Annotated in this window: 20 protein-coding genes; 13 read left to right on the forward strand and 7 right to left on the reverse strand. The window is 70.9% G+C overall.

Annotated features, from left to right (window positions below):
- Nucleotides 1–30 precede the first annotated feature (30 nt).
- Both fdhD and AB0B66_RS03775 read right to left on the reverse strand, forming a co-directional pair.
- Nucleotides 31–1,098: a formate dehydrogenase accessory sulfurtransferase FdhD gene (gene fdhD, locus AB0B66_RS03770; RefSeq protein ID WP_360522396.1), complete on the reverse strand. Its 1,068-nt coding sequence runs from the start codon at nucleotides 1,096–1,098 to the stop codon at nucleotides 31–33.
- Complete coding sequence (locus tag AB0B66_RS03775) at nucleotides 1,098–3,368, reverse strand: FdhF/YdeP family oxidoreductase (RefSeq protein WP_360522399.1); 2,271 nt, start codon at nucleotides 3,366–3,368, stop codon at nucleotides 1,098–1,100. Before AB0B66_RS03775 ends, fdhD begins: the two co-directional genes overlap by 1 nt.
- Before the next feature lie 108 nt (nucleotides 3,369–3,476).
- Between AB0B66_RS03775 and AB0B66_RS03780 the strand changes: the two genes are divergently transcribed.
- The 3 genes from AB0B66_RS03780 (at nucleotide 3,477) to AB0B66_RS03790 (ending at nucleotide 6,727) form a co-directional block, all read left to right on the forward strand.
- Nucleotides 3,477–3,767 carry a hypothetical protein gene (locus tag AB0B66_RS03780; protein WP_360522402.1) on the forward strand — a complete coding sequence of 97 codons (291 nt, stop codon included), beginning with the start codon at nucleotides 3,477–3,479 and terminating at the stop codon, nucleotides 3,765–3,767.
- A gap of 200 nt (nucleotides 3,768–3,967) precedes the next feature.
- Nucleotides 3,968–5,692 carry a cytochrome c oxidase subunit I gene (ctaD, locus tag AB0B66_RS03785; RefSeq protein WP_203689164.1) on the forward strand — a complete coding sequence of 575 codons (1,725 nt, stop codon included), beginning with the start codon at nucleotides 3,968–3,970 and terminating at the stop codon, nucleotides 5,690–5,692.
- 207 nt (nucleotides 5,693–5,899) lie between these two features.
- Nucleotides 5,900–6,727 carry a DNA-formamidopyrimidine glycosylase family protein gene (locus tag AB0B66_RS03790; RefSeq protein WP_360522405.1) on the forward strand — a complete coding sequence of 276 codons (828 nt, stop codon included), beginning with the start codon at nucleotides 5,900–5,902 and terminating at the stop codon, nucleotides 6,725–6,727.
- Between the two features lie 64 nt (nucleotides 6,728–6,791).
- Here AB0B66_RS03790 and AB0B66_RS03795 read toward each other — a convergent pair whose 3' ends face one another.
- From AB0B66_RS03795 to AB0B66_RS03810, 4 genes are all read right to left on the reverse strand, one after another.
- Nucleotides 6,792–8,108: an MFS transporter gene (locus tag AB0B66_RS03795; protein WP_360522408.1), complete on the reverse strand. Its 1,317-nt coding sequence runs from the start codon at nucleotides 8,106–8,108 to the stop codon at nucleotides 6,792–6,794.
- Between the two features lie 155 nt (nucleotides 8,109–8,263).
- Nucleotides 8,264–9,907, reverse strand: a complete 1,644-nt coding sequence (locus AB0B66_RS03800) for a glycosyl hydrolase family 18 protein (protein ID WP_360522411.1) — start codon at nucleotides 9,905–9,907, stop codon at nucleotides 8,264–8,266.
- A 118-nt stretch (nucleotides 9,908–10,025) separates the two neighbouring features.
- Entirely contained in the window at nucleotides 10,026–10,601 is a 576-nt protein-coding gene (locus tag AB0B66_RS03805) for an isochorismatase family protein (RefSeq protein ID WP_360522414.1), read from the reverse strand.
- A gap of 93 nt (nucleotides 10,602–10,694) precedes the next feature.
- Complete coding sequence (locus AB0B66_RS03810) at nucleotides 10,695–11,996, reverse strand: nicotinate phosphoribosyltransferase (protein WP_360522417.1); 1,302 nt, start codon at nucleotides 11,994–11,996, stop codon at nucleotides 10,695–10,697.
- Nucleotides 11,997–12,149: 153 nt separating this feature from the next.
- Between AB0B66_RS03810 and clpS the strand changes: the two genes are divergently transcribed.
- From clpS to AB0B66_RS03835, 5 genes are all read left to right on the forward strand, one after another.
- Entirely contained in the window at nucleotides 12,150–12,452 is a 303-nt protein-coding gene (gene clpS, locus AB0B66_RS03815) for an ATP-dependent Clp protease adapter ClpS (protein WP_120316753.1), read from the forward strand.
- 10 nt (nucleotides 12,453–12,462) lie between these two features.
- Nucleotides 12,463–12,978: a DUF2017 domain-containing protein gene (locus AB0B66_RS03820; protein ID WP_360522420.1), complete on the forward strand. Its 516-nt coding sequence runs from the start codon at nucleotides 12,463–12,465 to the stop codon at nucleotides 12,976–12,978.
- Nucleotides 12,979–13,162: 184 nt separating this feature from the next.
- Nucleotides 13,163–13,678, forward strand: coding sequence for a M67 family metallopeptidase (locus AB0B66_RS03825; RefSeq protein WP_360522423.1), 516 nt, complete (start codon nucleotides 13,163–13,165; stop codon nucleotides 13,676–13,678).
- 66 nt (nucleotides 13,679–13,744) lie between these two features.
- Nucleotides 13,745–14,059: a MoaD/ThiS family protein gene (locus AB0B66_RS03830; RefSeq protein WP_360522426.1), complete on the forward strand. Its 315-nt coding sequence runs from the start codon at nucleotides 13,745–13,747 to the stop codon at nucleotides 14,057–14,059.
- Nucleotides 14,060–14,224: 165 nt separating this feature from the next.
- Complete coding sequence (locus tag AB0B66_RS03835) at nucleotides 14,225–15,190, forward strand: cysteine synthase (protein ID WP_360522429.1); 966 nt, start codon at nucleotides 14,225–14,227, stop codon at nucleotides 15,188–15,190.
- A gap of 120 nt (nucleotides 15,191–15,310) precedes the next feature.
- On the opposite strand, the gene AB0B66_RS03840 is transcribed toward AB0B66_RS03835, so the two are convergent.
- Complete coding sequence (locus AB0B66_RS03840; RefSeq protein WP_360522432.1) at nucleotides 15,311–15,811, reverse strand: hypothetical protein; 501 nt, start codon at nucleotides 15,809–15,811, stop codon at nucleotides 15,311–15,313.
- 167 nt (nucleotides 15,812–15,978) lie between these two features.
- Here AB0B66_RS03840 and murI point away from each other — a divergent pair, with 167 nt between their 5' ends.
- From murI to AB0B66_RS03865, 5 genes are all read left to right on the forward strand, one after another.
- On the forward strand, nucleotides 15,979–16,773 hold the full coding sequence (murI, locus tag AB0B66_RS03845) for a glutamate racemase (protein ID WP_360522435.1): 795 nt from the start codon (nucleotides 15,979–15,981) through the stop codon (nucleotides 16,771–16,773).
- Nucleotides 16,770–17,516: an MBL fold metallo-hydrolase gene (locus AB0B66_RS03850; RefSeq protein WP_203695014.1), complete on the forward strand. Its 747-nt coding sequence runs from the start codon at nucleotides 16,770–16,772 to the stop codon at nucleotides 17,514–17,516. Before murI ends, AB0B66_RS03850 begins: the two co-directional genes overlap by 4 nt.
- Nucleotides 17,517–17,533: 17 nt before the next feature.
- The gene (gene rph, locus AB0B66_RS03855) at nucleotides 17,534–18,310 is read left to right on the forward strand and encodes a ribonuclease PH (protein ID WP_360522438.1); all 777 of its coding nucleotides are present in this window, start codon (nucleotides 17,534–17,536) and stop codon (nucleotides 18,308–18,310) included.
- Nucleotides 18,307–18,930, forward strand: coding sequence for an RdgB/HAM1 family non-canonical purine NTP pyrophosphatase (gene rdgB / locus AB0B66_RS03860; protein ID WP_360522441.1), 624 nt, complete (start codon nucleotides 18,307–18,309; stop codon nucleotides 18,928–18,930). The genes rph and rdgB overlap by 4 nt, the downstream gene beginning before the upstream one ends.
- Before the next feature lie 107 nt (nucleotides 18,931–19,037).
- Nucleotides 19,038–20,252 (forward strand): FAD-dependent oxidoreductase, encoded by a 1,215-nt coding sequence (locus AB0B66_RS03865; RefSeq protein WP_360522444.1) that lies wholly within the window; start codon nucleotides 19,038–19,040, stop codon nucleotides 20,250–20,252.
- Nucleotides 20,253–20,418: the final 166 nt, after the last annotated feature.

The following is a 20,418-nucleotide window of genomic DNA, read 5'->3' on the forward strand; positions in this document are numbered from 1 at the left end:
TGCGGCGACAGCGGTGCGGGGCGGGGTGAGTCAGGTGGTGACGCGCTGCGGGCCCGCGTACACGTTCATGGTCTGGCCGCGCAGGAAGCCGACCAGCGTCATGCCCGCCTCGGCGGCCAGGTCGACGGCGAGCGTGCTCGGCGCGGACACCGCCGCCAGCACGCTGATCCCGGCCATCCACGCCTTCTGGGTCAGCTCGAAACTGGCCCGGCCGGACACCAGCAGCACGTGCCCGGCCAGCGGCAGCCGCCCGGCCCGCAGCCGCATGCCGATGAGCTTGTCGACCGCGTTGTGGCGGCCCACGTCCTCGCGTATCCCGATCAGCTCGCCGTCGGGCGTGAACAGGCCCGCCGCGTGCAGCCCGCCGGTGCGCTCGAAGGTGCGCTGGGCGGCCCGGAGCCGGTCGGGGAGCAGGGCCAGGACACGGGCGTCGACGGTGACCGGGTCGGCGGCCACGTCGTGCGGGGAGCGGGTGCGGATGGCGTCGATGCTGGCCTTGCCGCATACGCCGCACGAGGACGTGGTGTAGAAGTTGCGCTCCGTCCCCGCGGCGGGGGGCGGCACGTGGTCGGCGAGCACGACGTCGACGACGTTGTACGTGTTCGCGGGTGTGGGCTCCTCGTCGGGTTCCTCGATCACGGCCGGACCGCCGGCCCGGACCGTCGCCGCGCCGTCGGCGCCGATCGCCGCCGAGCTGCCGGCCGCCCGCGAGCCGCCCGTGCGCGGCCCGGCGGCACGTGGGTCCGCCGCCCGCAGCCCCGCCGCAGCTCCCGCTCCGCCGATGTTAAGAAGGTGCCCTTCCTCTACGGATTTGGTTTGGAAGGTGCCCTTGCTTTCGCCCGCGCCGGCGCAGAGTTGGGCGGTGAGGATGTCGGTGGGGGCGGTGATGACGCCTTCGGTGAGGAGGAAGCCGAGGGCCAGGTCGAGTTCGTCGCCGGGGGTGCGCATGGTGACGGCGAGCGGCGGGCGGGGGCCGCGGCGGTGGCCGACGCGGATCTCCAGGGGTTCCTCGGCGGCCAGGGTGTCCTGGCGGCGTACGGGGGCCGACCCGCCGAGGTCGATCCGGGTCACCTGCCTGCGGTCGCTGGCCCGGCCCATCAGACGGGCCGCAGCCGGACGATGATCTGCTTCGAGGTCGGCGTGTTCGATCCGGCCGCCGTGGAGTCCAGCGGCACCAGCACGTTCGCCTCGGGGAAGTAGGCGGCGGCGCAGCCGCGCACCGTCGGGTACGCGATGACGCGGAACGACGGCGCGCGCCGCTCCCCGTCGGCCCACTCCGAGATCAGGTCGACCGTCGAGCCGTCGGCGATGCCGAGTTCGGCCAGGTCGTCGGGGTTGACGAAGACCACCCGCCGGCCGGCCTTGACGCCGCGGTAACGGTCGTCGAGGCCGTAGATGGTGGTGTTGTACTGGTCGTGGCTGCGCAGGGTCTGCAGCAGCAGGCGGCCCGGGGGCACGGTCAGCACTTCGAGCGGGCTGACGGTGAACCGCGCCCTGCCGTCCGGGGTGGGGAAGCTGCGGCTGTCGCGGGGCGGGTGCGGCAGGGTGAACCCGGCCGGGGTGCCCACCTTCGCCTCGAAGCCGTCGAAGCCGGGCACGGTCTGCTCGATCAGCGCCCGGATCGCCCGGTAGTCCCGCGCGTACGACTCCCACGGGATCGTCGACTCCGGCAGCACCGCGCGGGCCAGCCCGCACACGATGGCGACCTCGGAGAGCAGCATGGGCGAGGCCGGGTCGAGGCGGCCGCGCGAGGCGTGCACGTTCGACATCGAGTCCTCGACGGTGACGAACTGGTCCCCGGCGGCCTGGGTGTCCCGCTCGGTACGGCCCAGCGTGGGCATGATCAGCACGGTCTGCTCGTCGGCGGTGACCACGTGCGAGCGGTTGAGCTTGGTGGACACGTGCACGGTCAGCGTGCAGCGGCGCAGCGCCGCCTCGGTGACGTCGGTGTCGGGGCTGGCCGCGGCGAAGTTGCCGCCGACCGCGACGAACACCTTCGCGTGGCCGTCGCGCATGGCCCGGATCGCCTCGACGGTGTCGTGCCCGCGTCCGGTCGGCATGGCGACACCGAGCCGCTCACCCAGCTTGCCGAGCCACGTCGGCGGCTCGTGCCAGATGCCCATGGTCCGGTCACCCTGCACGTTGGAGTGACCGCGCACCGGGCACAGGCCCGCGCCCGGCTTGCCGATCATGCCGCGCAGCAGTTGCACGTTGACGACTTCCCGGATCGTCGCGACGGCGTCGCGCCCCTGGGTGAGCCCCATGGCCCAGCAGACCACGGTCGCCTCGGACGCGGCGAACAGCCGCGCCGCGGCCTCGATCTCGTCGGCGCTCAGCCCGGTCGCGCGGGCCACCAGGTCCGCGTCCACCTCACGCACGGCGGCGGCATAAGCCTCGAACCCCGAGGTGTACGCCGTGACGAACGCCTCATCGACGGCTCCCCACGCGACCAGCTTCGCCCCGATCGCCTGGAACAGTGCCAGGTCACCGCCGACCCGGATCGGCAGGTGCAGGTCGGCCAGCGCGGTGCCGGAGCCGACGAGGCCGGAGACCTTCTGCGGGTTCTTGAACCGCATCATCCCGGCCTCGGGCAGCGGATTGATCGAGATGATCTTCGCGCCGCGCTGCTTGGCCTTCTCCAGCGCGGCGAGCATGCGGGGGTGGTTGGTGCCGGGGTTCTGGCCGACCACCGCGATGAGCTTCGCCTCGTGGATGTCGTCGAGGGTGACCGAGCCCTTGCCCATGCCGATGGTCGCGCCCAGCGCCACGCCCGACGACTCGTGGCACATGTTGCTGCAGTCGGGCAGGTTGTTGGTCCCGTACGCCCGCGCGAACAGCTGGTAGAGGAACGCGGCCTCGTTCGAGGTGCGCCCGGAGGTGTAGAACAGCGCCTGGTCCGGCTCGATCGCCTTGAGGTGCTCGGCGGCCAGCGCGAACGACTGCTCCCAGCCGAGCGGCCGGAAGTGCGTCGCGCCCGGGTGCTTGACCATCGGGGTGGTCAGCCGGCCCTGCTGGCCCAGCCAGTAGTCGCTGCGTCCGACCAGCTCGGCGATCGGGTGCGCGGCGAAGAACTCCGGGGTGATCCGGCGCAGGGTGGCCTCCTCGGCCACGGCCTTGGCGCCGTTCTCGCAGAACTCGGCGGTCGCGCGGTGCTTGGGGGCCGGCTCCGGCCAGGCGCAGCCGGGGCAGTCGAACCCCTCGGCCTGGTTCACCTTGAGCAGGGTGAGCGCGGTGCGGCGTACGCCCATCTGGTTGACGGCGGCCGCCAGGCCGTGCCCCACCCCGGGCAGACCCGCCGCGGCGGCCTTGGGGCCGCGCACAGTGAGATTCCGGTCACCGACATCGTCGCGTGGGGGCTTCTTCGCCATACCTCAAACGATCTCACGTCCGCGGTGCGTCGCCGAGTGTGGTGCAGGTCTAACCTGAGTCGTTCGCCGGTACCCCGACCGGCGACGTCCCTGCTGGGGAGGATGATCATGAAGGATTGGATCGCCGGCCTGCTGGCCGTGCTGGGCACCCTGCTCGTCCTGGCCGGAGCAACGGTCACCGTGGTCAAGACGCTCACCCCCGACCCGGCCGGCGCCGCGGCCGGCACGGACCCGCTGGGCGGGACCGCCACCACCAACGGCAACAGGTTCTCGCGCTGGCTGCACCGCATCAACGCGGCCGACCGGCTCATCGGCTGGGGCGTGATCCTGCTCGCCCTGGGCGCCGTCGCGGCCGGTGCGATCGAGTTCAACCTCGGCGCGTCGGCCGGAACACGCTGAGCTGCGCACTGTCCAATACGAATGGCCCGGCCTGAGAATGCCGGGCCATTCGTATAGATGGCTCGGCGCGCCTGGGCACCCCGTGCTCCGAGGCCGCCTGCGAAGGATTATTCTGCCTCCGAGGTACGCCTCGAATGATCAATCCGGGTGACGGCGCGAGAGTGGGGCGCGGCAGCCGGGCCAGCTACAGGAGGCCAGACGTGACCACCGTCGCACCGCAGCCGATCGCGACCCGGCCCTACCCCGTGCGCAAGCAGGTCAAGGGTTCCGCGATCGCGCGCCTGCTGCGCACCACGGATGCGAAGCAGATCGGGATCATGTACATGGTCACCGCCTTCGTGTTCTTCCTGATCGGCGGCCTGATGGCGCTGCTCATGCGCGCCGAGCTGGCCGCGCCGGGCATGCAGTACCTCTCCCCGGAGCAGTACAACCAGCTGTTCACGATGCACGGCACGATCATGCTGCTGTTCTTCGCGACGCCGATCGTGTTCGCGTTCGCGAACTTCGTGGTGCCGATCCAGATCGGCGCGCCGGACGTGTCGTTCCCGCGGCTGAACTCCTTCGCCTACTGGCTCTACCTGTTCGGCGCGAGCCTGGCGACCGCCGGGTTCATCACGCCGGGTGGCGCCGCCGACTTCGGCTGGTTCGCGTACGCGCCGCTGAACGACGCGATCAACTCGCCCGGCATCGGCGCGGACATGTGGATCGCCGGTCTGGTGCTGTCGGGTCTGGGCACCATCCTCGGGGCGGTCAACATGATCACGACGATCCTGACCCTGCGCGCGCCCGGCATGACGATGTTCCGTATGTCGATCATGACCTGGAACATCCTGGTCACCAGCCTGCTCGTCATCATGGTCTTCCCGCTGCTGGCCGCCGCGCTGCTGGCCCTGCTGGCCGACCGCCGCCTCGGCGCGCACGTGTTCGACCCCGCCACCGGCGGCCCCATGCTGTGGCAGCACCTCTTCTGGTTCTTCGGTCACCCTGAGGTGTACATCGTCGCGCTGCCGTTCTTCGGCATCATCTCCGAGGTCATCCCGGTCTTCAGTCGCAAGCCGATCTTCGGTTACACCGGTCTGGTCGCCGCGACCCTGCTGATCGCCGCCCTGTCGATGAGCGTGTGGGCGCACCACATGTTCGCCACCGGCCAGGTGCTGCTGCCGTTCTTCTCGTTCCTCAGCTTCCTGATCGCCGTGCCCACCGGTATGAAGTTCTTCAACTGGATCGGCACCATGTGGCGAGGGCAGATAACGTTCGAGACACCGATGCTGTTCGCCATCGGCTTCCTCGCGATCTTCCTCTTCGGCGGCCTGTCGGGCGTGCTGCTGGCCAGCCCGCCGATCGACTTCCACGTCTCGGACTCGTACTTCGTCGTCGCGCACTTCCACTACGTGCTCTTCGGCACCATCGTGTTCGCGGTGTACTCCGGCGTGTACTTCTGGTTCCCGAAGATGTTCGGCCGGATGCTCGACGAGAAGCTCGGCAAGGTGCACTTCTGGCTGACCGTGATCGGCTTCAACTGGACCTTCCTGGTGCAGCACTGGCTGGGCGCCGAGGGCATGCCCCGCCGGTACGCCGACTACCTGCCGAGCGACGGCTTCACCTTCCTGAACGCCTTCTCCACCGTCGGCGCGTTCATCCTCGGCGCCTCCACGCTGCCGTTCCTCTACAACGTGTGGAAGTCGTACCGCACCGGCCCGCTGGTGACCGTCGACGACCCGTGGGGCCACGGCAACTCCCTGGAGTGGGCGACCAGCTGCCCGCCGCCGCTGCGCAACTTCGACCGCATGCCCCGCATCCGCTCGGAGCGCCCCGCCTTCGACGCCAAGTTCCCCCACCTGGCGGTCAGCACGGGCACCAAGGCCCCGGTCATCGAGGCCCCCAGCTACTCCCACGGCCGCCACGGCGGCGACCACGAGGTCTAGCCCCCCACCGCCCACCCCGGGGCCCGGTCCGCACCAAGCGGCCGGGCCCCGGCTTTTTCGCGTTGATCATGAACTTAAGGGCGTGTTCGACGGCGTGTCGCTCCCTTAACTTCATGATCACCGCTGTGGCCGGGCAGGGCGGGCGTTCGAGACTGCGGCAGGGCGGCGGATGGAGTTGCCGAGGGACGGTTGGGGCAGGATGGAGCCATGCCGGAAGGGGACACCGTCTGGAACACCGCCAAGCTGCTGCGCGACGGGCTGGAGGGCGCGGAGCTGACCGGGTCGGACTTCCGCGTGCCGCACCTGGCCACCGTCGATCTGACCGGCTACCGGGTGGCCGACTCGCTGAGCCGGGGCAAGCACCTGCTGCTGCGCGTGGTCTCGCCCCAGCACCGCGAGCTGACGCTGCACTCGCACCTGCGCATGGAGGGCGCCTGGCGGGTGTACGCCCCCGATGAGCGCTGGACCGCCCGCCCCGCGTTTCTGATCCGGGTCGTGCTGCGCACCGCGAAGTCCGTCGCCGTCGGTTACCACCTGCACGATCTCAAACTCGTGCCGACCGCGCGGGAGCCGGAGCTGGTCGGCCACCTCGGCCCGGACCTGCTCGGGCCCGACTGGAACCCGGAGGAGGCGATACGGCGGCTGTCGGCCGACCTCGCCCGCCCCATCAGCGATGCGCTGCTCGACCAGCGCAACCTCGCCGGGATCGGCAACCTCTACCGGTGCGAGCTGCTGTTCCTGCGCGGCGTGTGGCCGTGGACGCCGGTCGGCGACGTGCCGGACCTGCCGGGCATGGTGACCCTCGGGCAGCGGCTGCTGGCGGCCAACCGGGGTCGCTGGACCCAGTCCACCACCGGCTCCCTGCACCGCGGCGAGACGAGCTACGTGTACGGCCGCCGCGCCCAGCCCTGCCGCCGCTGCAACGGCCCGATCAGCAAGCGGGACGGCGACGGCGAGCGGATCACCTACTGGTGCCCCCGCTGCCAGCCCGAACCCGCCAACCTTGTTAGGAAGGGCACCTTCCACAACGCATAGCGATGTGAAGGTGCCCTTCCTTCGCGCGGGGCGCGGTGCCCTCCGCCGGGGAGGGGGCTGGTGGTCAGCGGTGGGCGGCGGCGGCGTGGGTGGGGTCGGTGGCGGGGTCTGCGGCGGGGATGGTGGAGCCCGCGCCGGAGATGGCCGCGTCGGCGATGAGTGCGCCGTCCCAGTCGGCGGCCGGGGTCGCGGGCACCGGTTCGGCAGGGCGGGAGCCGGCGCCGGCCAGTCGCCAGAAGGGGAGGGCGATGAGGGCCAGGAGCAGGCCGGCGCTGCCGGTGGCGGCGAAGGCCCAGGCGGGGCCGTACGCGTCGATGATGGTGCCGGCGAACGGCGCGCCCGCGGCGACGCCGACGGTCAGCGCGGTGCCGTGCAGGCCCATCGCCTCACCCCGGGCTCCGGCGGGCACCCACTGGCTCATCGTGTCGATGGTGGCCGACAGCGACGGCGCGCACAGGACTCCGGCCGGGATCAGCGCCAGCAGCAGCCACCACCAGCCGCCGCCGACCAGGCCGAGCGGGATGGTCAGCGCGCTCATGAGGCCCGCCAGCAGCAGCGGCGAGATGCTGCGGTGCAGCGCGCCGTAGACGAAGCCGCCGATCAGGGAGTATCCGCACCAGACGGCGATGACCAGGCCGATCCAGGTCTCCTGACCGCTGCCCTTGAGCGTGGCGATGAGCGTCAGGTCGGTGGCGGTGAGCACGAACGTCAGCACCGCGGTGATCGACAGCAGCGCGAACAGGCGCGGGCGCAGCCACTGCCGGCGCGGCACCGCGGCCTCCGGGGCGGCCTGCTCGGCCGCGGAGCGGGTGGGCGGGTTGAGGGCGATCAGGGCCAGGCCCGCGCCGACCACGCCGATGCCGACGGCGTACATGGTGGGGCGGCTGCCGAAGGCGGTCACCGCGGCGACGGCGGCGGCCGGGGCGAGCATGTAGGACAGCTCGACGGCCATGGAGTCCAGGGCGAAGCCGGGGCGGCGCTGGTCGGCGGGGATGAGCGCGGCGATGCACTGCCGGACGAGGCTGAACACGGGCAGGCCGAGCACGCCCGCGACCAGCGCGCCGACCAGCAGGGTGTGATAGTCGAGCTGGGGCGCGATGCTCCAGAACAGCGCCTGGGCGGCGGTGGTGACGATCAGCACGGGGCGCAGGCCGTGCCGGTCGAGCAGCCGCCCGGCGAGCGGGGAGCCGATCGCGGAGCCGAGGGTGGAGGCGGTGCCGACGAGACCGGCCTGGGCGTAGCCGAGGTGCATGGTGTTGACCACGTGCAGGGTCAGCACGATGCCGGCCGCGATGACCGGGACACGAGCCACCAGCCCCACCAGCATCAGTGCGCGTACGCCGGGGAGTCCGAGGATCTTGCGGTAAGGCTCGATGGTCACTTTGGTCTTTACCTCCGCGCCCATCCTGCCCGAGCCCCCCGACACCGCGTCAGTGATTAACGGCTGCGTATGGGGTTATCTCCGTCACCACCGGAACGCAAAGGCGGCGGCCCGCCGGAACCCGGAGGTTCCGACGGGCCGCTGGTCTCGCTGGATCAGGCGAGGCCGTTCTTGATCGCGGTGATCAGCTCACCGTTGGAGGTGTCGCCGAACAGCTCCCAGAAGAAGGCGCCGGCCAGGCTCTGGTTCTTGGCCCACGTCATCTTGCCCTGGATCGTCGCCGGGGTGTCGTAGCTCCACCACTGCCCGCCGCTGAAGCAGTAGGCGGTGCCGCCGACGGTGCCGTTGGCCGGGCACGAGGTCTTCAGCTTGTGGTAGTCCTCGTTGCCGGCCTCGTAGGTGCCCGGGGCCGCGCCGGTGGCCGAGCCGCCGGGGGCGGCCTGGGTGACGCCGGTCCAGCCACGGCCGTAGAAGCCGATGCCGATGAGCAGCTTGCTGGCCGGCACGCCCTTGGCCTTCAGCTTCGCGATGGCCGCCTCGGTGCAGAAGCCCGCCTGCGGGATGCCCGCGTAGCAGTTCAGCGGCGAGTGCGGGGCCGTGGGGCCCTGCGCCGCGAACGCGCCGAAGAAGTCGTACGTCATCGGCAGGTACCAGTCGACGTACTGCGCGGCGGCGGCGTAGTCGGTGGCGTCGATCTTGCCGCCGTTGCTGCCGTCCGCGGTGATCGCGGAGGTGATCAGGTTGTTCGCGCCGAAGCGGTTGCGCAGCGCCTGCATCAGGTTGCGGTACGCGAGCGGTCCGCTGCTGTCACAGGTCAGGCCGCAGGCGTTCGGGTACTCCCAGTCGATGTCGATGCCGTCGAACACGTCCGCCCAGCGCGGGTCCTCGACCAGGTTGTAGCAGGAGTTGGCGAACGCGGTCGGGTTGGCCGCGGCCTGGCCGAAGCCGCCGGACCAGGTCCAGCCGCCGAACGACCACACGATCTTCAGGTTCGGGTACAGCTTCTTGAGCTTGCGCAGCTGGTTGAAGTTGCCGCGCAGCGCGCCCGCGTCCCAGGTGTCGGCGACGCCGTCCACGCTCTCGGCCGCCGAGTAGGCCCGGTCGTAGTCGGTGTACGAGTCACCGATCACGCACTGCCCGTTGGTCACGTTGCCGAACGCGTAGTTGATGTGCGTCAGCTTCGCGGCCGAACCGCTGCTCACGATGTTCTTCACGTGGTAGTTGCGCTGGTACTGCGCCCAGTTCGTGTAGTAGCCGATGACCTTCTTGCCCGGGGTCGGGTTGGTCGGGCTGCTCGACGGGCTCGGCGGGGTGCTCGGCGACGAGCTCGGCGAGGTGCTGGGCCGGGCCGACGGGGAGCTGCTGGGGCTGGTGCCGGGTGTGGTCGGCACGACCGACGGGCTGGTGCCGGTGGCGCAGTTCGCGCCGTTGATGGTGCAGGCGGTCGGCTGGCCGGAGCCCGCCGTCACGAAGCCGAACGAGGCGGAGCCGCCGGCCGGGATGGTGGCGTTCCAGGTGCCGGTCGCGGTGCGGGTCTGGCCCGTGCCGGTCAGGTTGGCGTCCCAGAAGGAGCTGACGGTCGTGCCCGAGGGCAGCGTGAACACGAGGGTCCACGTGGCCGCCGCGCCGGTGCCGTTGGTGATGGTGTACTTGCCCTCGGCGCCGCTGCCCCAGTTGGAGGTCTGGGTGTAGGAGGCGGTGACGGTGCCTGCCGCGTTCGCCATGGTGACGGCCCCGATGGAACCGGCGACGACCATGGCTGCGGTGGCGGCTATCAGGCGGGCCCGTGTTCTGAGCATGGCTCTCCCTTAATGATTGACACCTATCCCCCCGATGCGGCCAAACATTAAGTTAACTTTCCTTAAAATGGAAGAGCGTTTACCTAAAACGTCCCTTAAGGGGCACTGAGCTGCGGTTTCATGCCGCGTTGGTGATCTCCACACCGGACTCGCGAAGCTCGGTCAGCGCGACCTCCGTCGATTCGGGAGCGACGCCCGCGGTCAGGTCGAGCAGCACGGTGGTCGCGAAGCCCTCGCGGGCCGCGTCCAGCGCGGTCGCCCGTACACAGTGGTCGGTGGCGATGCCGACCACGTCCACCTCGGTCACGTCGCGCTCGCGCAGCCAGGCGGTCAGCCCCACGCCGTTGCTTTGCCCCTCGAACCCTGAGTAGGCCGCGGCGTACTCACCCTTGAGGAAGATCGCCTCGATCCGCTCGGTGTCCAGCGCGGGGTGGAACTGCTCGCCGACGGTGTCCGCGACGCAGTGCACCGGCCAGCTGCTGGAGTAGTCCGGCGGGTTGCCGAAGTGGCCGCCCGGGTCCTGGTGGTGGTCCTTGGTCGCGACGATGTGGTCCCAGCGGCGGGGCGACGCGCCCGCGTCGGCGGCCAGGTGCGCCGAGACCCCGGCCGCCACCGCCGCGCCGCCCGTCACCGGCAGCGAGCCGCCCTCGCAGAAGTCGTTCTGCACGTCCACGATGATCAATGCGCGGGCCATGGCCGCCTCCCCGGACAGTCAACGGTGGTGCCTGTCCACCGCTGCCCATGCTGCTCCGGTCGGCGCTGTCCCGCAACGCTCAGGTGACCGGGCTCATGCTCCAGGGCCGGTGGTGGTCACGGTCACGTGCACCGCGGGGTCGCCGGCGGACAGCTTCAGGCCCTCCCAGGGGATCGTGATCAGACAGTCGCGCAGGTGGGCGCGGCTGTCGGCCAGGGTCGGCAGGTCCGCGACTAGCTCGCCGCCACGCACGAACGGGCGCTGCAGCAGCCGGTCGCCGGGCTGGGCCGGAGGCGTGGCCTGCTGTGCGAGCACGATCTCCTCGACCGCGGTGCCGGTCGGCTTGTGCCGACGGTACGCCGTCTTGCGCCCGCCGATCGTCGCCTTGTTCTCGGACCGCTTGACCACCGGGCGGCCGTCCACTTCGACCAGCTTGTAGACCAGGCCCGCGGTCGGCGCGCCCGAGCCGACAACCACCGCCGTGCCCGCGCCGTACACGTCGACCGGCTCGGCGGCCAGGGCGGCGATGGCGTATTCGTCCAGGTCGCCGCTGACGACGATCTTCACGTCCGGCGCGCCCAGCTCGTCGAGCAGCGCCCGCGACTGCGCGGCCAGCACCGACAGGTCGCCGGAGTCGATGCGCACGGCGCGCAGGCCGGGCCCGGCCACCGCGATCGCGTTGCGGATGCCCTGACTGATGTCGTACGTGTCGACGAGCAGCGTGGTCTGCTCGCCCAGCGCCGCGACCTGCGAGGCGAAGGCGGCCTTCTCGTCGTCGTGCAGCAGCGTGAAGGCGTGCGCGGCGGTGCCCGCGGTCGGGATGCCGTAGCGCAGGCCCGCGGCCAGGTTCGACGTCGACGCGAAGCCGGCCAGGTACGCGGCGCGGGCGGAGGCCACCGCGGCCTCCTCGTGCGCCCGGCGCGAGCCCATCTCGATCAGCGGGCGGCCCCGGGCCGCGGTGACCATGCGGGCCGCGGCCGCGGCGATCGCGCAGTCGTGGTTGAGCACCGACAGGATCAGCGTCTCCAGCACCACGCACTCGGCGAACGTGCCGCTCACGGTCATGATCGGGGATCCGGGGAAGAACAGCTCGCCCTCGGCGTACCCGTCGAGGTCGCCCTGGAAGCGGTAGTCGGCCAGCCAGGCCGCGGTCTGCTCGTCGACGACGCCCCGGTCGCGCAGGAAAGCGACCTCGTCCGGGTGAAATCTGAACGCGGCGAGCAGCTCCAGCAGGCGGCCGGTGCCGGCGACCACGCCGTAACGCCGGCCCACCGGCAGCCGCCGCGCGAACACCTCGAAGACGCTGCGGCGATGCGCCGTGCCGTCGCGCAGCGCTGCGCTGATCATGGTCAGCTCGTAGTGGTCCGTCAGCAGACTCGGCGCACCGGCAAACATCCTCACACCCTATGGCCTCGCCCGATCTTGTGCCGGTGTCCCCCGTGAGCTGTGGCGTGTGGCCTGGCCGCGAGCACTTCCCGCAAGATCGCCGAAGTGCTCCGCAGGACGGCACTTCCGCGTGCCTGTGTGTTGCCCGAATCAACTCGTAGGATGGGGGACGTGACCGCCGCCCCACAGACAGTTCCGGTTGATAAACCGGACATAGACGAAGCGTCGGAATTCGCCCGACCCTGGGTCACCATCGTGCACAACGATCCGGTGAACCTGATGAGCTACGTGACCTGGGTTTTCCAGCAGCTCTTCGGTTACAGCAGGGACAAGGCCGAACTGCTGATGCTCGACGTGCACCAGAAGGGCCGTGCCGTCGTGTCGGCGGGCGCCCGCGAGCGCATGGAGCACGACGCCAGCAGGCTGCACACGTACGGCCTGTGGGCCACGGTCGACAGACAGTGAGCGAGCGCGCATGACGATCTTCCGCAGAGTCGGCGCGGAATGCGTGGCGGACTTTCGCGAGGACGAGGTACGGGTGCTGCGCAAGGTCGCCGAAGAAGTCGTCGGTCTGCTGACCGACGGCTTCGATCGCGAGGACCCCGTGGTCGAGCGGCTCTTCCCCGACGTGTACCCCGAGGACGTGAAGAACTCCGCCGAGTTCCGGCGCTTCACCGAGGGCGACCTGAAGACCGCCAAGATCGACCAGGCCGGCGCGGTGCTGGCCGGGCTGCCCGAGGCCGGCAAGGGCGAGGTGCGCCTCGACCCGGAGTCCGCCGAGGCGTGGCTGCGCGCGATCAACGACGCCCGGCTCGCGCTCGGCATCCGGCTGGAGCTGACCGACGACACGGTCGTGGAGTACGAGCTGGAGGAGGCGCTGGAGCAGGACGCCGGCTCGGCCCGGGTGTTCCAGCTCAGCGTGTACTCGTACCTCGGCTACCTCCAGGAATCCCTCCTCGAGGCGATCATCGGGGCGGACTTTCGCAGGTAGCGAGTCTGGTTGGGTTCGGCCGCCGACCGCACCCGCCAGGAGCGGAAGTCCGCGTAGCGGGCGAGCGCCCGGCGGGTAAGGGAGGCTGAGAGGCCGAACCCCGCGCCCGCGGAGGCGGGCGCCATGTGATGGCGCAAGTCACAAGGGTGTTCGCGGGTGGGTGGGGATCGGTAGGCTGGTCGCCGTGCTGACCATCCACAGGGAGATCATCGAGGCGATCGTCGCCCACGCCCGCCGGGACCACCCGGACGAGGCCTGCGGCGTGGTGGCCGGTCCCGTGGGTTCGGACGCTCCACAGCGGCACATCCCGATGGAGAACGCCGAGCGTTCGACCACGTTCTACCGCTTCGACTCGACGGAGCAGCTGCGCGTGTGGCGGGAGATGGACGACCTCGACGAGGAGCCGGTGGTGATCTACCACTCGCACACGGCGACGGAGCCGTACCCCTCGCGGACCGACATCTCCTACGCGGGCGAACCGAACGCCCACTACCTTCTCGTCTCGACCCGCGACGCGCAGACGGCGGAGATCCGCTCGTTCCGCATCGTGGACGGGCAGGTGTCCGAAGAGCCGGTCCAGCTCGTTGGTGAGAGTATGGACGCCATGCGGAGCTACGAGGAGAGCGGCGACCCGCACGCCGTGCAGTCGTTCATGTTCGGGCAGAGCCCGGCGGCGGTGGACTACGAGTGTCAGCACTGAGCTGACCCGACGCCAGTCCCGACCGACCGTCCATACGACTATTTCTTCTTACAGGAGTTCTCTGCCATGGCCATCGACGTTCGCATCCCCACGATCCTGCGCTCCTACACCGGCGGCGCCAAGGCCGTCGCCAGCGCCGGGGACAACCTCGCCGAGCTGCTCACCAACCTCGACGGCGCGTACCCGGGCCTGCGCGGCCGGCTGATCACGCCCGAGGGCGGGCTGCACCGTTTCGTGAACATCTACGTCAACGACGAGGACGTGCGCTTCCTCGGCTCGCTCGACGCCAAGATCAGTGACGGCGACACGGTCACCATCCTGCCGGCCGTCGCCGGTGGCGCGTTCGGCCTCGCCGCCGCGGCCGCCGTCCTCGGCCGCTGACCTTTCCCGCCGCGACGATCTCGCGCACACCGTGGGCATACGCGCCGGTGGCTCGTTCTCGCAGGTCCGCCGTCCCGGCGGGCCTGCCGGACGATCCACCGGCGTCGTCCGTCCGGCAGGTATGTGTGAGGTCGTGGCAGGCGGCTCGCGCGAACGGAGCTGATCATGGCACGTTTTGACTCACTGCTCGACGTCTGCGGGGACACGCCGCTGATCGGGCTGCCCCGATTGAGCCCGGCTGTGCCCGAGGGCGCGCCGCCGGTGCGGCTGTGGGCCAAGCTGGAGGACCGCAACCCGACCGGCAGCGTCAAGGACCGGGCGGCCATGTACATGGTGCGCGCCGCCGAGGCCGACGGGCGGCTGCGCCCCGGCGCGACGATCCTGGAGCCGACCAGCGGCAACACCGGGATCTCGCTGGCCATGGTCGCCAAGCTGCGGGGCTACCGGCTGGTCTGCGTGATGCCGGAGAACGTCTCCACCGAGCGCATCCAGCTGCTGCGCATGTACGGCGCGGAGATCATCTTCTCGCCGGCGGCAGGCGGCTCGAACCAGGCGGTGGCGACCGCCAAGCAGATCGCGGCCGAGCACCCCGACTGGATCATGCTGTACCAGTACGGCAACGAGGCCAACGCCCGCGCCCACTATGAGACGACCGGCCCCGAGCTGCTGCGCGACCTGCCCACGCTGACCCACTTCGTGGCCGGCCTGGGCACCACCGGCACGCTCATGGGCACCGGCCGCTACCTGCGGGAGAAGAACCCCGACATCCAGATCATCGCGGCGGAGCCCCGCTACGGCGAGCTGGTGTACGGCCTGCGCAACATCGACGAGGGCTACGTGCCCGAGCTGTACGACGCCTCGGTCCTGACCCGGCGCTTCTCCGTCGGCACTCGCGACGCCGTGCTGCGCACCCGCCAGCTCGTCGAGGTCGAAGGCCTGTTCGTCGGCTTCTCCACCGGCGCCGTCGCGCACGCCGCGCTCGCCGTCGCCCACGACGCCGCCAAGAACGGCCGCCCTGCGGACGTGGCCTTCCTGGTCGCCGACGCCGGCTGGAAATACCTCTCCACCGGCGCCTACACCGGCACCCTCAACGACGCCGAATCCGCCCTCGAAGGCCAACTCTGGGCCTGACCCCGCCTTCTCGCGCGTTGATCATGACCTTATGGCACGGGTCAGCGGCGTGTCGGTGACACAACTTCATGATCGAAGAGCCCGGCCGGGTAACCGGCCGGGCTCTTTCGGTGTGGCGGATCAGATCAGGGTGGTGTAGGCGAGGGTGATGTTGGCCAGGAGGAGGACGGTGGAGACGGTGAAGAGGATGAGGGGGAGGCGGTAGCGGTGGATCGCGGCGAAGCCCGCGGCGATCGCGGCCACGCCGAGCACCCCGATCGTGAGGGCGGCGGGGGCGTACCAGGTGGGCACGTCGAGGTTCATGGCCATGGCGACGGCCAGGCGGCCGCCGGGAATGAGGCCGAGGAAGCCCAGGGCGGCGGCCCAGGCGCACAGGCCGAGCAGGCGGCCGGTACGCGGGGCGGGGTCGTCCTCGCCGGGCAGCCGGAACCGCGACGTCACGGCGGTGCGCACACGGCCTGGTGTGCGAGTGCCGTCCTGGTCGTCGGGCGCGGTGCGGGCCGACGGCATCCCGGCGTGCTCGTCACTGGCCGTGCCTGCGGGGTTGCCGGCGGTGCCGGCCGGGATCGCGGTGGCGAGGACGCCGTCGGCGTCGCGCTCGGAGTTCGACTCAGTACGCACTGTGCTCGCCAATCCTCTGCCTGACCTGCCCGTTGATCGGGCCGTGCACTGAGTGCAACGGTTTCCGGCGACCGTGCGTAACGGCAGGCTGATTACCGTGTCACGTTCGCGACATCTCGGAACGGACCGTTCCCCGGAAGGGGGGTTGGCCAAGTAGGCTGCGCAGCGTGACGGACGCGCCGATCGGCATCTTCGACTCGGGGGTCGGGGGGCTGACGGTCGCCCGGGCCATCCTCGACCAGTTGCCTCATGAACGGGTCGTCTACATGGCCGACACGGCCCACGTGCCGTACGGGCCCAAACCGATCGCCGACGTGCGCTCGTATGCCCTGGCCTGCCTGGACAGCCTCGTCGAGCGCGGCGCGAAGATGCTGGTCATCGCCTGCAACACCGCCTCCGCCGCCTGCCTGCACGACGCTCGCGAGCGTTACCGGGTGCCCGTGGTGGAGGTCATCCGCCCCGCGGTGCGACGTGCCGTCGCCGCCACGCGCAACGGCAGGGTCGGAGTCATCGGCACCACGGCTACGATCAACTCAGGGGCGTATCAGGACTCGTTCGCCGCAGCGCCGCACCTCGCGGTGACCGCTGCGGCCTGCCCGCAGTTCGTCGGGCTGGTGGAGCGGGGAGTGACGTCCGGCCGGGCGCTGCTCGGTCTGGCCAGCGCATACCTGGAGCCGCTACAGCGGGCCCAGGTGGACACGCTGGTGCTGGGTTGCACGCACTATCCGCTGCTCACCGGTGTGATCAGCCTCGTGATGGGGGATCAGGTGACCCTGGTGTCGAGCGCGGACGAGACGGCACGCGACGTTTATCGTGTCCTCGTGGAGCGCGACCTGGTGCGCCCGGACGACGCCCCGGCTCCTGCGCACGAGCTGCTGTGCACCGGCGACCAGGAGATCTTCGACCGGCTGGCGAAGCGGTTCCTCGGATCCGCGCTGGACCCTGCGGGAGCGCGGGCATGAGATTGACCGTTTTGGGCTGCGCGGGCAGCTTTCCCGGGCCGGAGTCGGCCTGTTCGGCGTACCTGGTGGAGGCGGACGGGTTCCGGCTGCTGCTCGACTTCGGCACCGGCTCGCTGTCGGCGCTGCAGCGCTACGCGAGCCTGAAGTCGGTCGACGCGATCCTGCTCAGCCACCTGCACTGCGACCACATGCTGGACGCCTGCTCGTACGTCGTGGTGCGCCGGTACGCCCCGGACGGGCCGTACCCGCCGATCCCGGTGTACGCGCCGGCGGGTGCGCCGGAGCGCATCGCGACCGCGTACAGCCTGGACGAGGGTCCGCTGGACGACGTCTACACGTTCTACGCGCTGCAGCCGGGCAGCTTCCCGATCGGACCGTTCCAGGTCAGCGTGGACCGGGTGAACCACCCGGTGGAGACGTACGGGGTGCGCCTGGAGCACGAGGGACGGGTGCTGGCGTACTCGGGCGACACCGCGGGCTGCGACGCGCTGCTGCGGCTGGCCCAGGGCGCCGACCTGTTCCTGTGCGAGGCGAGCTACCTCGACGGCGTCGACAACCCGCCGGACCTGCACCTGACCGGTGGCGAGGCGGGCGAGATCGCCACCAAGGCGGGGGTGCGCCGGCTGCTGCTGACGCATCTGGTGACCGCGTGGGGCTCGGAGGCGGAGACGCTGAACAACGCCGCCGCCACGTTCGCCGGACCCGTCGAGATCGTCCGCCCCGGTGCCCGGTACGAAGTTTGACCCCATAGGGTGGGCGCATGACCAGACCTGACGGCCGTGTAGCCGACCAGCTCCGCCCGGTCACGCTGACGCGGAACTGGAGTATGCATCCTGAGGGCTCCGTGCTGGTGGAGTTCGGCAACACGCGGGTGCTGTGCACCGCGAGCGTCACTGAGGGCGTGCCGCGCTGGCGCAAGGGCACCGGCCAGGGCTGGGTCACCGCCGAGTACGCGATGCTGCCGCGCGCCACGACGACCCGGTCTGACCGGGAGAGCGTCAAGGGCAAGGTCGGCGGGCGCACCCACGAGATCTCCCGCCTGATCGGCCGCGCGCTGCGCGCCTGCATCAACCTCAAGGCGCTGGGCGAGAACTCGATCGTCATCGACTGCGACGTGCTGCAGGCTGACGGCGGCACCCGCACCGCCGCGATCACCGGCTCGTACGTGGCCCTGCACGACGCGGTGAGCTGGCTGGCCGCCAAGAACATGCTGACCCGCAAGCAGACCGTGGAGACCACGCTGCACCGCTCGGTCGCGGCGGTCAGCGTCGGCATCATCGGCGGTGAGCCGCGGCTGGACCTGTGCTACGAAGAGGACGTGACGGCCGTCGTCGACATGAACGTGGTCTGCACCGGCACCGGCGACTTCGTCGAGGTGCAGGGCACGGGCGAGGACGGCGTCTTCGACCGCAAGCAGCTCAACGCCCTGCTCGACCTGGGCGTGGCGGGCTGCGAGACGCTGACCACGCTGCAGCGCCAGACGCTGGGCCTGCCCACGCTGGACGCGGCCGGCCTGCTGGAGGTGTTCCGCCGGTGAAGCTCCTGCTCGCCACGCGCAACGTGAAGAAGCTCGACGAGCTGCGCCGCATCCTGGCAAGCTCGCCGGAGCTGCTGAAGGTCGAGCTGGTCGGGCTCGACGACGTCCCGCCGTACGTCGAGGTCCCCGAGACCGGGCTGACCTTCGCGGAGAACGCGCTGATCAAGGCGCGCGAGGGGGCCAAGCACACCGGCCTGCCGACGGTCGCCGACGACTCGGGCCTGGCCGTGGACGCGCTCAGCGGCATGCCCGGGGTGTTCAGCGCCCGCTGGTCCGGCAAGCACGGCGACGACCGGGCCAACCTGGACCTGGTGCTGGCGCAGATCGGCGACGTGCCCGACGAGCACCGCGGCGCGGCGTTCGTCTGCGCCGCCGCCCTGGTGCTGCCCGGCGCCGGCTCCTCCCCGAACGGCCGCGAACACCTGGTCAGCGGCAAAATGGCAGGCCGCCTCCTGCGCGCCCCGCGGGGCGAGGGCGGCTTCGGCTACGACCCGATCTTCGTAGCCGACGGCAACACCCGCACCAACGCCGAACTCGAACCCGCCGAGAAGGACGCCATCAGCCACCGCGGCAAAGCCTTCCGCGCCCTCGCCGCCGTCATCGCCAAAAACCTCTCCTAGCTTGCCCTTCGGGCGACGATCTGGCGTGGGCTGTGGGTACGACACACTCGTAACGGACATATCCCCAACAGTTCGTGCAAGATCGTCGCGATCATGAGGAGCGGGGCGTGGCGGAGCGGGAGTTCAGGGCGCGGGTCTGTGTGGTGGGGAGCGGGCCGGCGGGGTTGATGCTGGCGTTCCTGCTGGCACGGCAGGGGATCGAGGTCGTGCTGCTGGAGAAGCATGCGGACTTCTTCCGGGACTTCCGCGGGGACACGATTCATCCATCCACGCTGGACGTGTTGGATGAGCTGGGGCTCGGTGAGGCGATCGCCGCGCTGCCGGGGCGGCGGGAGCCGGGGGTGGCCGTGTCGTTCGACGACGGCACGTACCGGGTCGGCGACTTCACCCGGCTGCCGAAGCCGCACAACTACCTGCTGATCCTGCCGCAGTGGGACTTCCTGGACCTGCTCGCCGCCGAGGCCGCGAAGCTGCCCGGGTTCACGCTGCTGCGCTCGACCGAGGCGGTGGACGTGCTGCGGGACCCGAGCGGGCGGGTCACCGGGGTCGCCGCGGTCGGCCCGGACGGGGTCACGGTGCGGGTGCACGCGGAGCTGACGGTGGCCTGCGACGGCCGTGCCTCGGTGATCCGGGAGAAGCTGGGGTTGGTGCCGGTGGACTTCGGCGCGCCGATGGACGTGCTGTGGTTCCGGATGTCGCGGGAGCCCGGGGATCCGGAAGGGCTGCTCGGGCGAGTCGGGCCGGGTGCGATCCTCATCATGATCGACCGGCACGACTACTACCAGTGCGGGTACGTCATCCCGAAGGGCGGCTACGCGCGGCTGCAGGCCGAAGGGCTGGACGGCTTCCGGCGCCGGGTGGCCGGGCTCGCGCCGATGGTCGCGCAGCGGGTCGGCGAGATCCGCTCGTGGGACGAGCTGCACCTGCTCACGGTGCAGGTCAACCGGCTGGAGACGTGGCACGTGCCCGGCGCGCTGTGCATCGGCGACGCCGCCCATGCGATGAGCCCGGTGGGCGGGGTCGGGGTGAATCTCGCGGTGCAGGACGCGGTCGCGACGGCCCGGCTGCTCGGGCCAAAACTGAAGACGGGCCGGCTGCGTACCGAGGATCTCGATCTGGTTCGCAAGCGCCGGATGTTCCCGACCCGGGTCACCCAGCGGGCCCAGCGGATCGCCCAGAGCCGCCTGGTCGGCGCGGTGCTTCGCGCCGACGCCACGATCAAGGCCCCCGGCGCGCTGAAACTCTTCCAGCGCTTCCCGATTCTGCAGACCATCCCGGCCCGCCTGGTCGGCCGCGGCATCCGCCCCGAACGCATCTCCTGAGGGGCGCGGTGGCTCCGCCGCCCCGCGGATCGCGGTGCGGCGAGGATCGCGGTGGGCGAGGATCGCGGTGCGGGCGAGGATCGCGGTGCGGGCGAGGATCGCGGTGCGGGCGAGGATCGCGGTGCGGGCGAGGATCGCGGTGCGGGCGAGGATCGCGGTGCGGGCG

This window comes from Catellatospora sp. NPDC049111 (assembly GCF_040648615.1).
Taxonomy (GTDB): domain Bacteria; phylum Actinomycetota; class Actinomycetes; order Mycobacteriales; family Micromonosporaceae; genus Catellatospora; species Catellatospora aurea.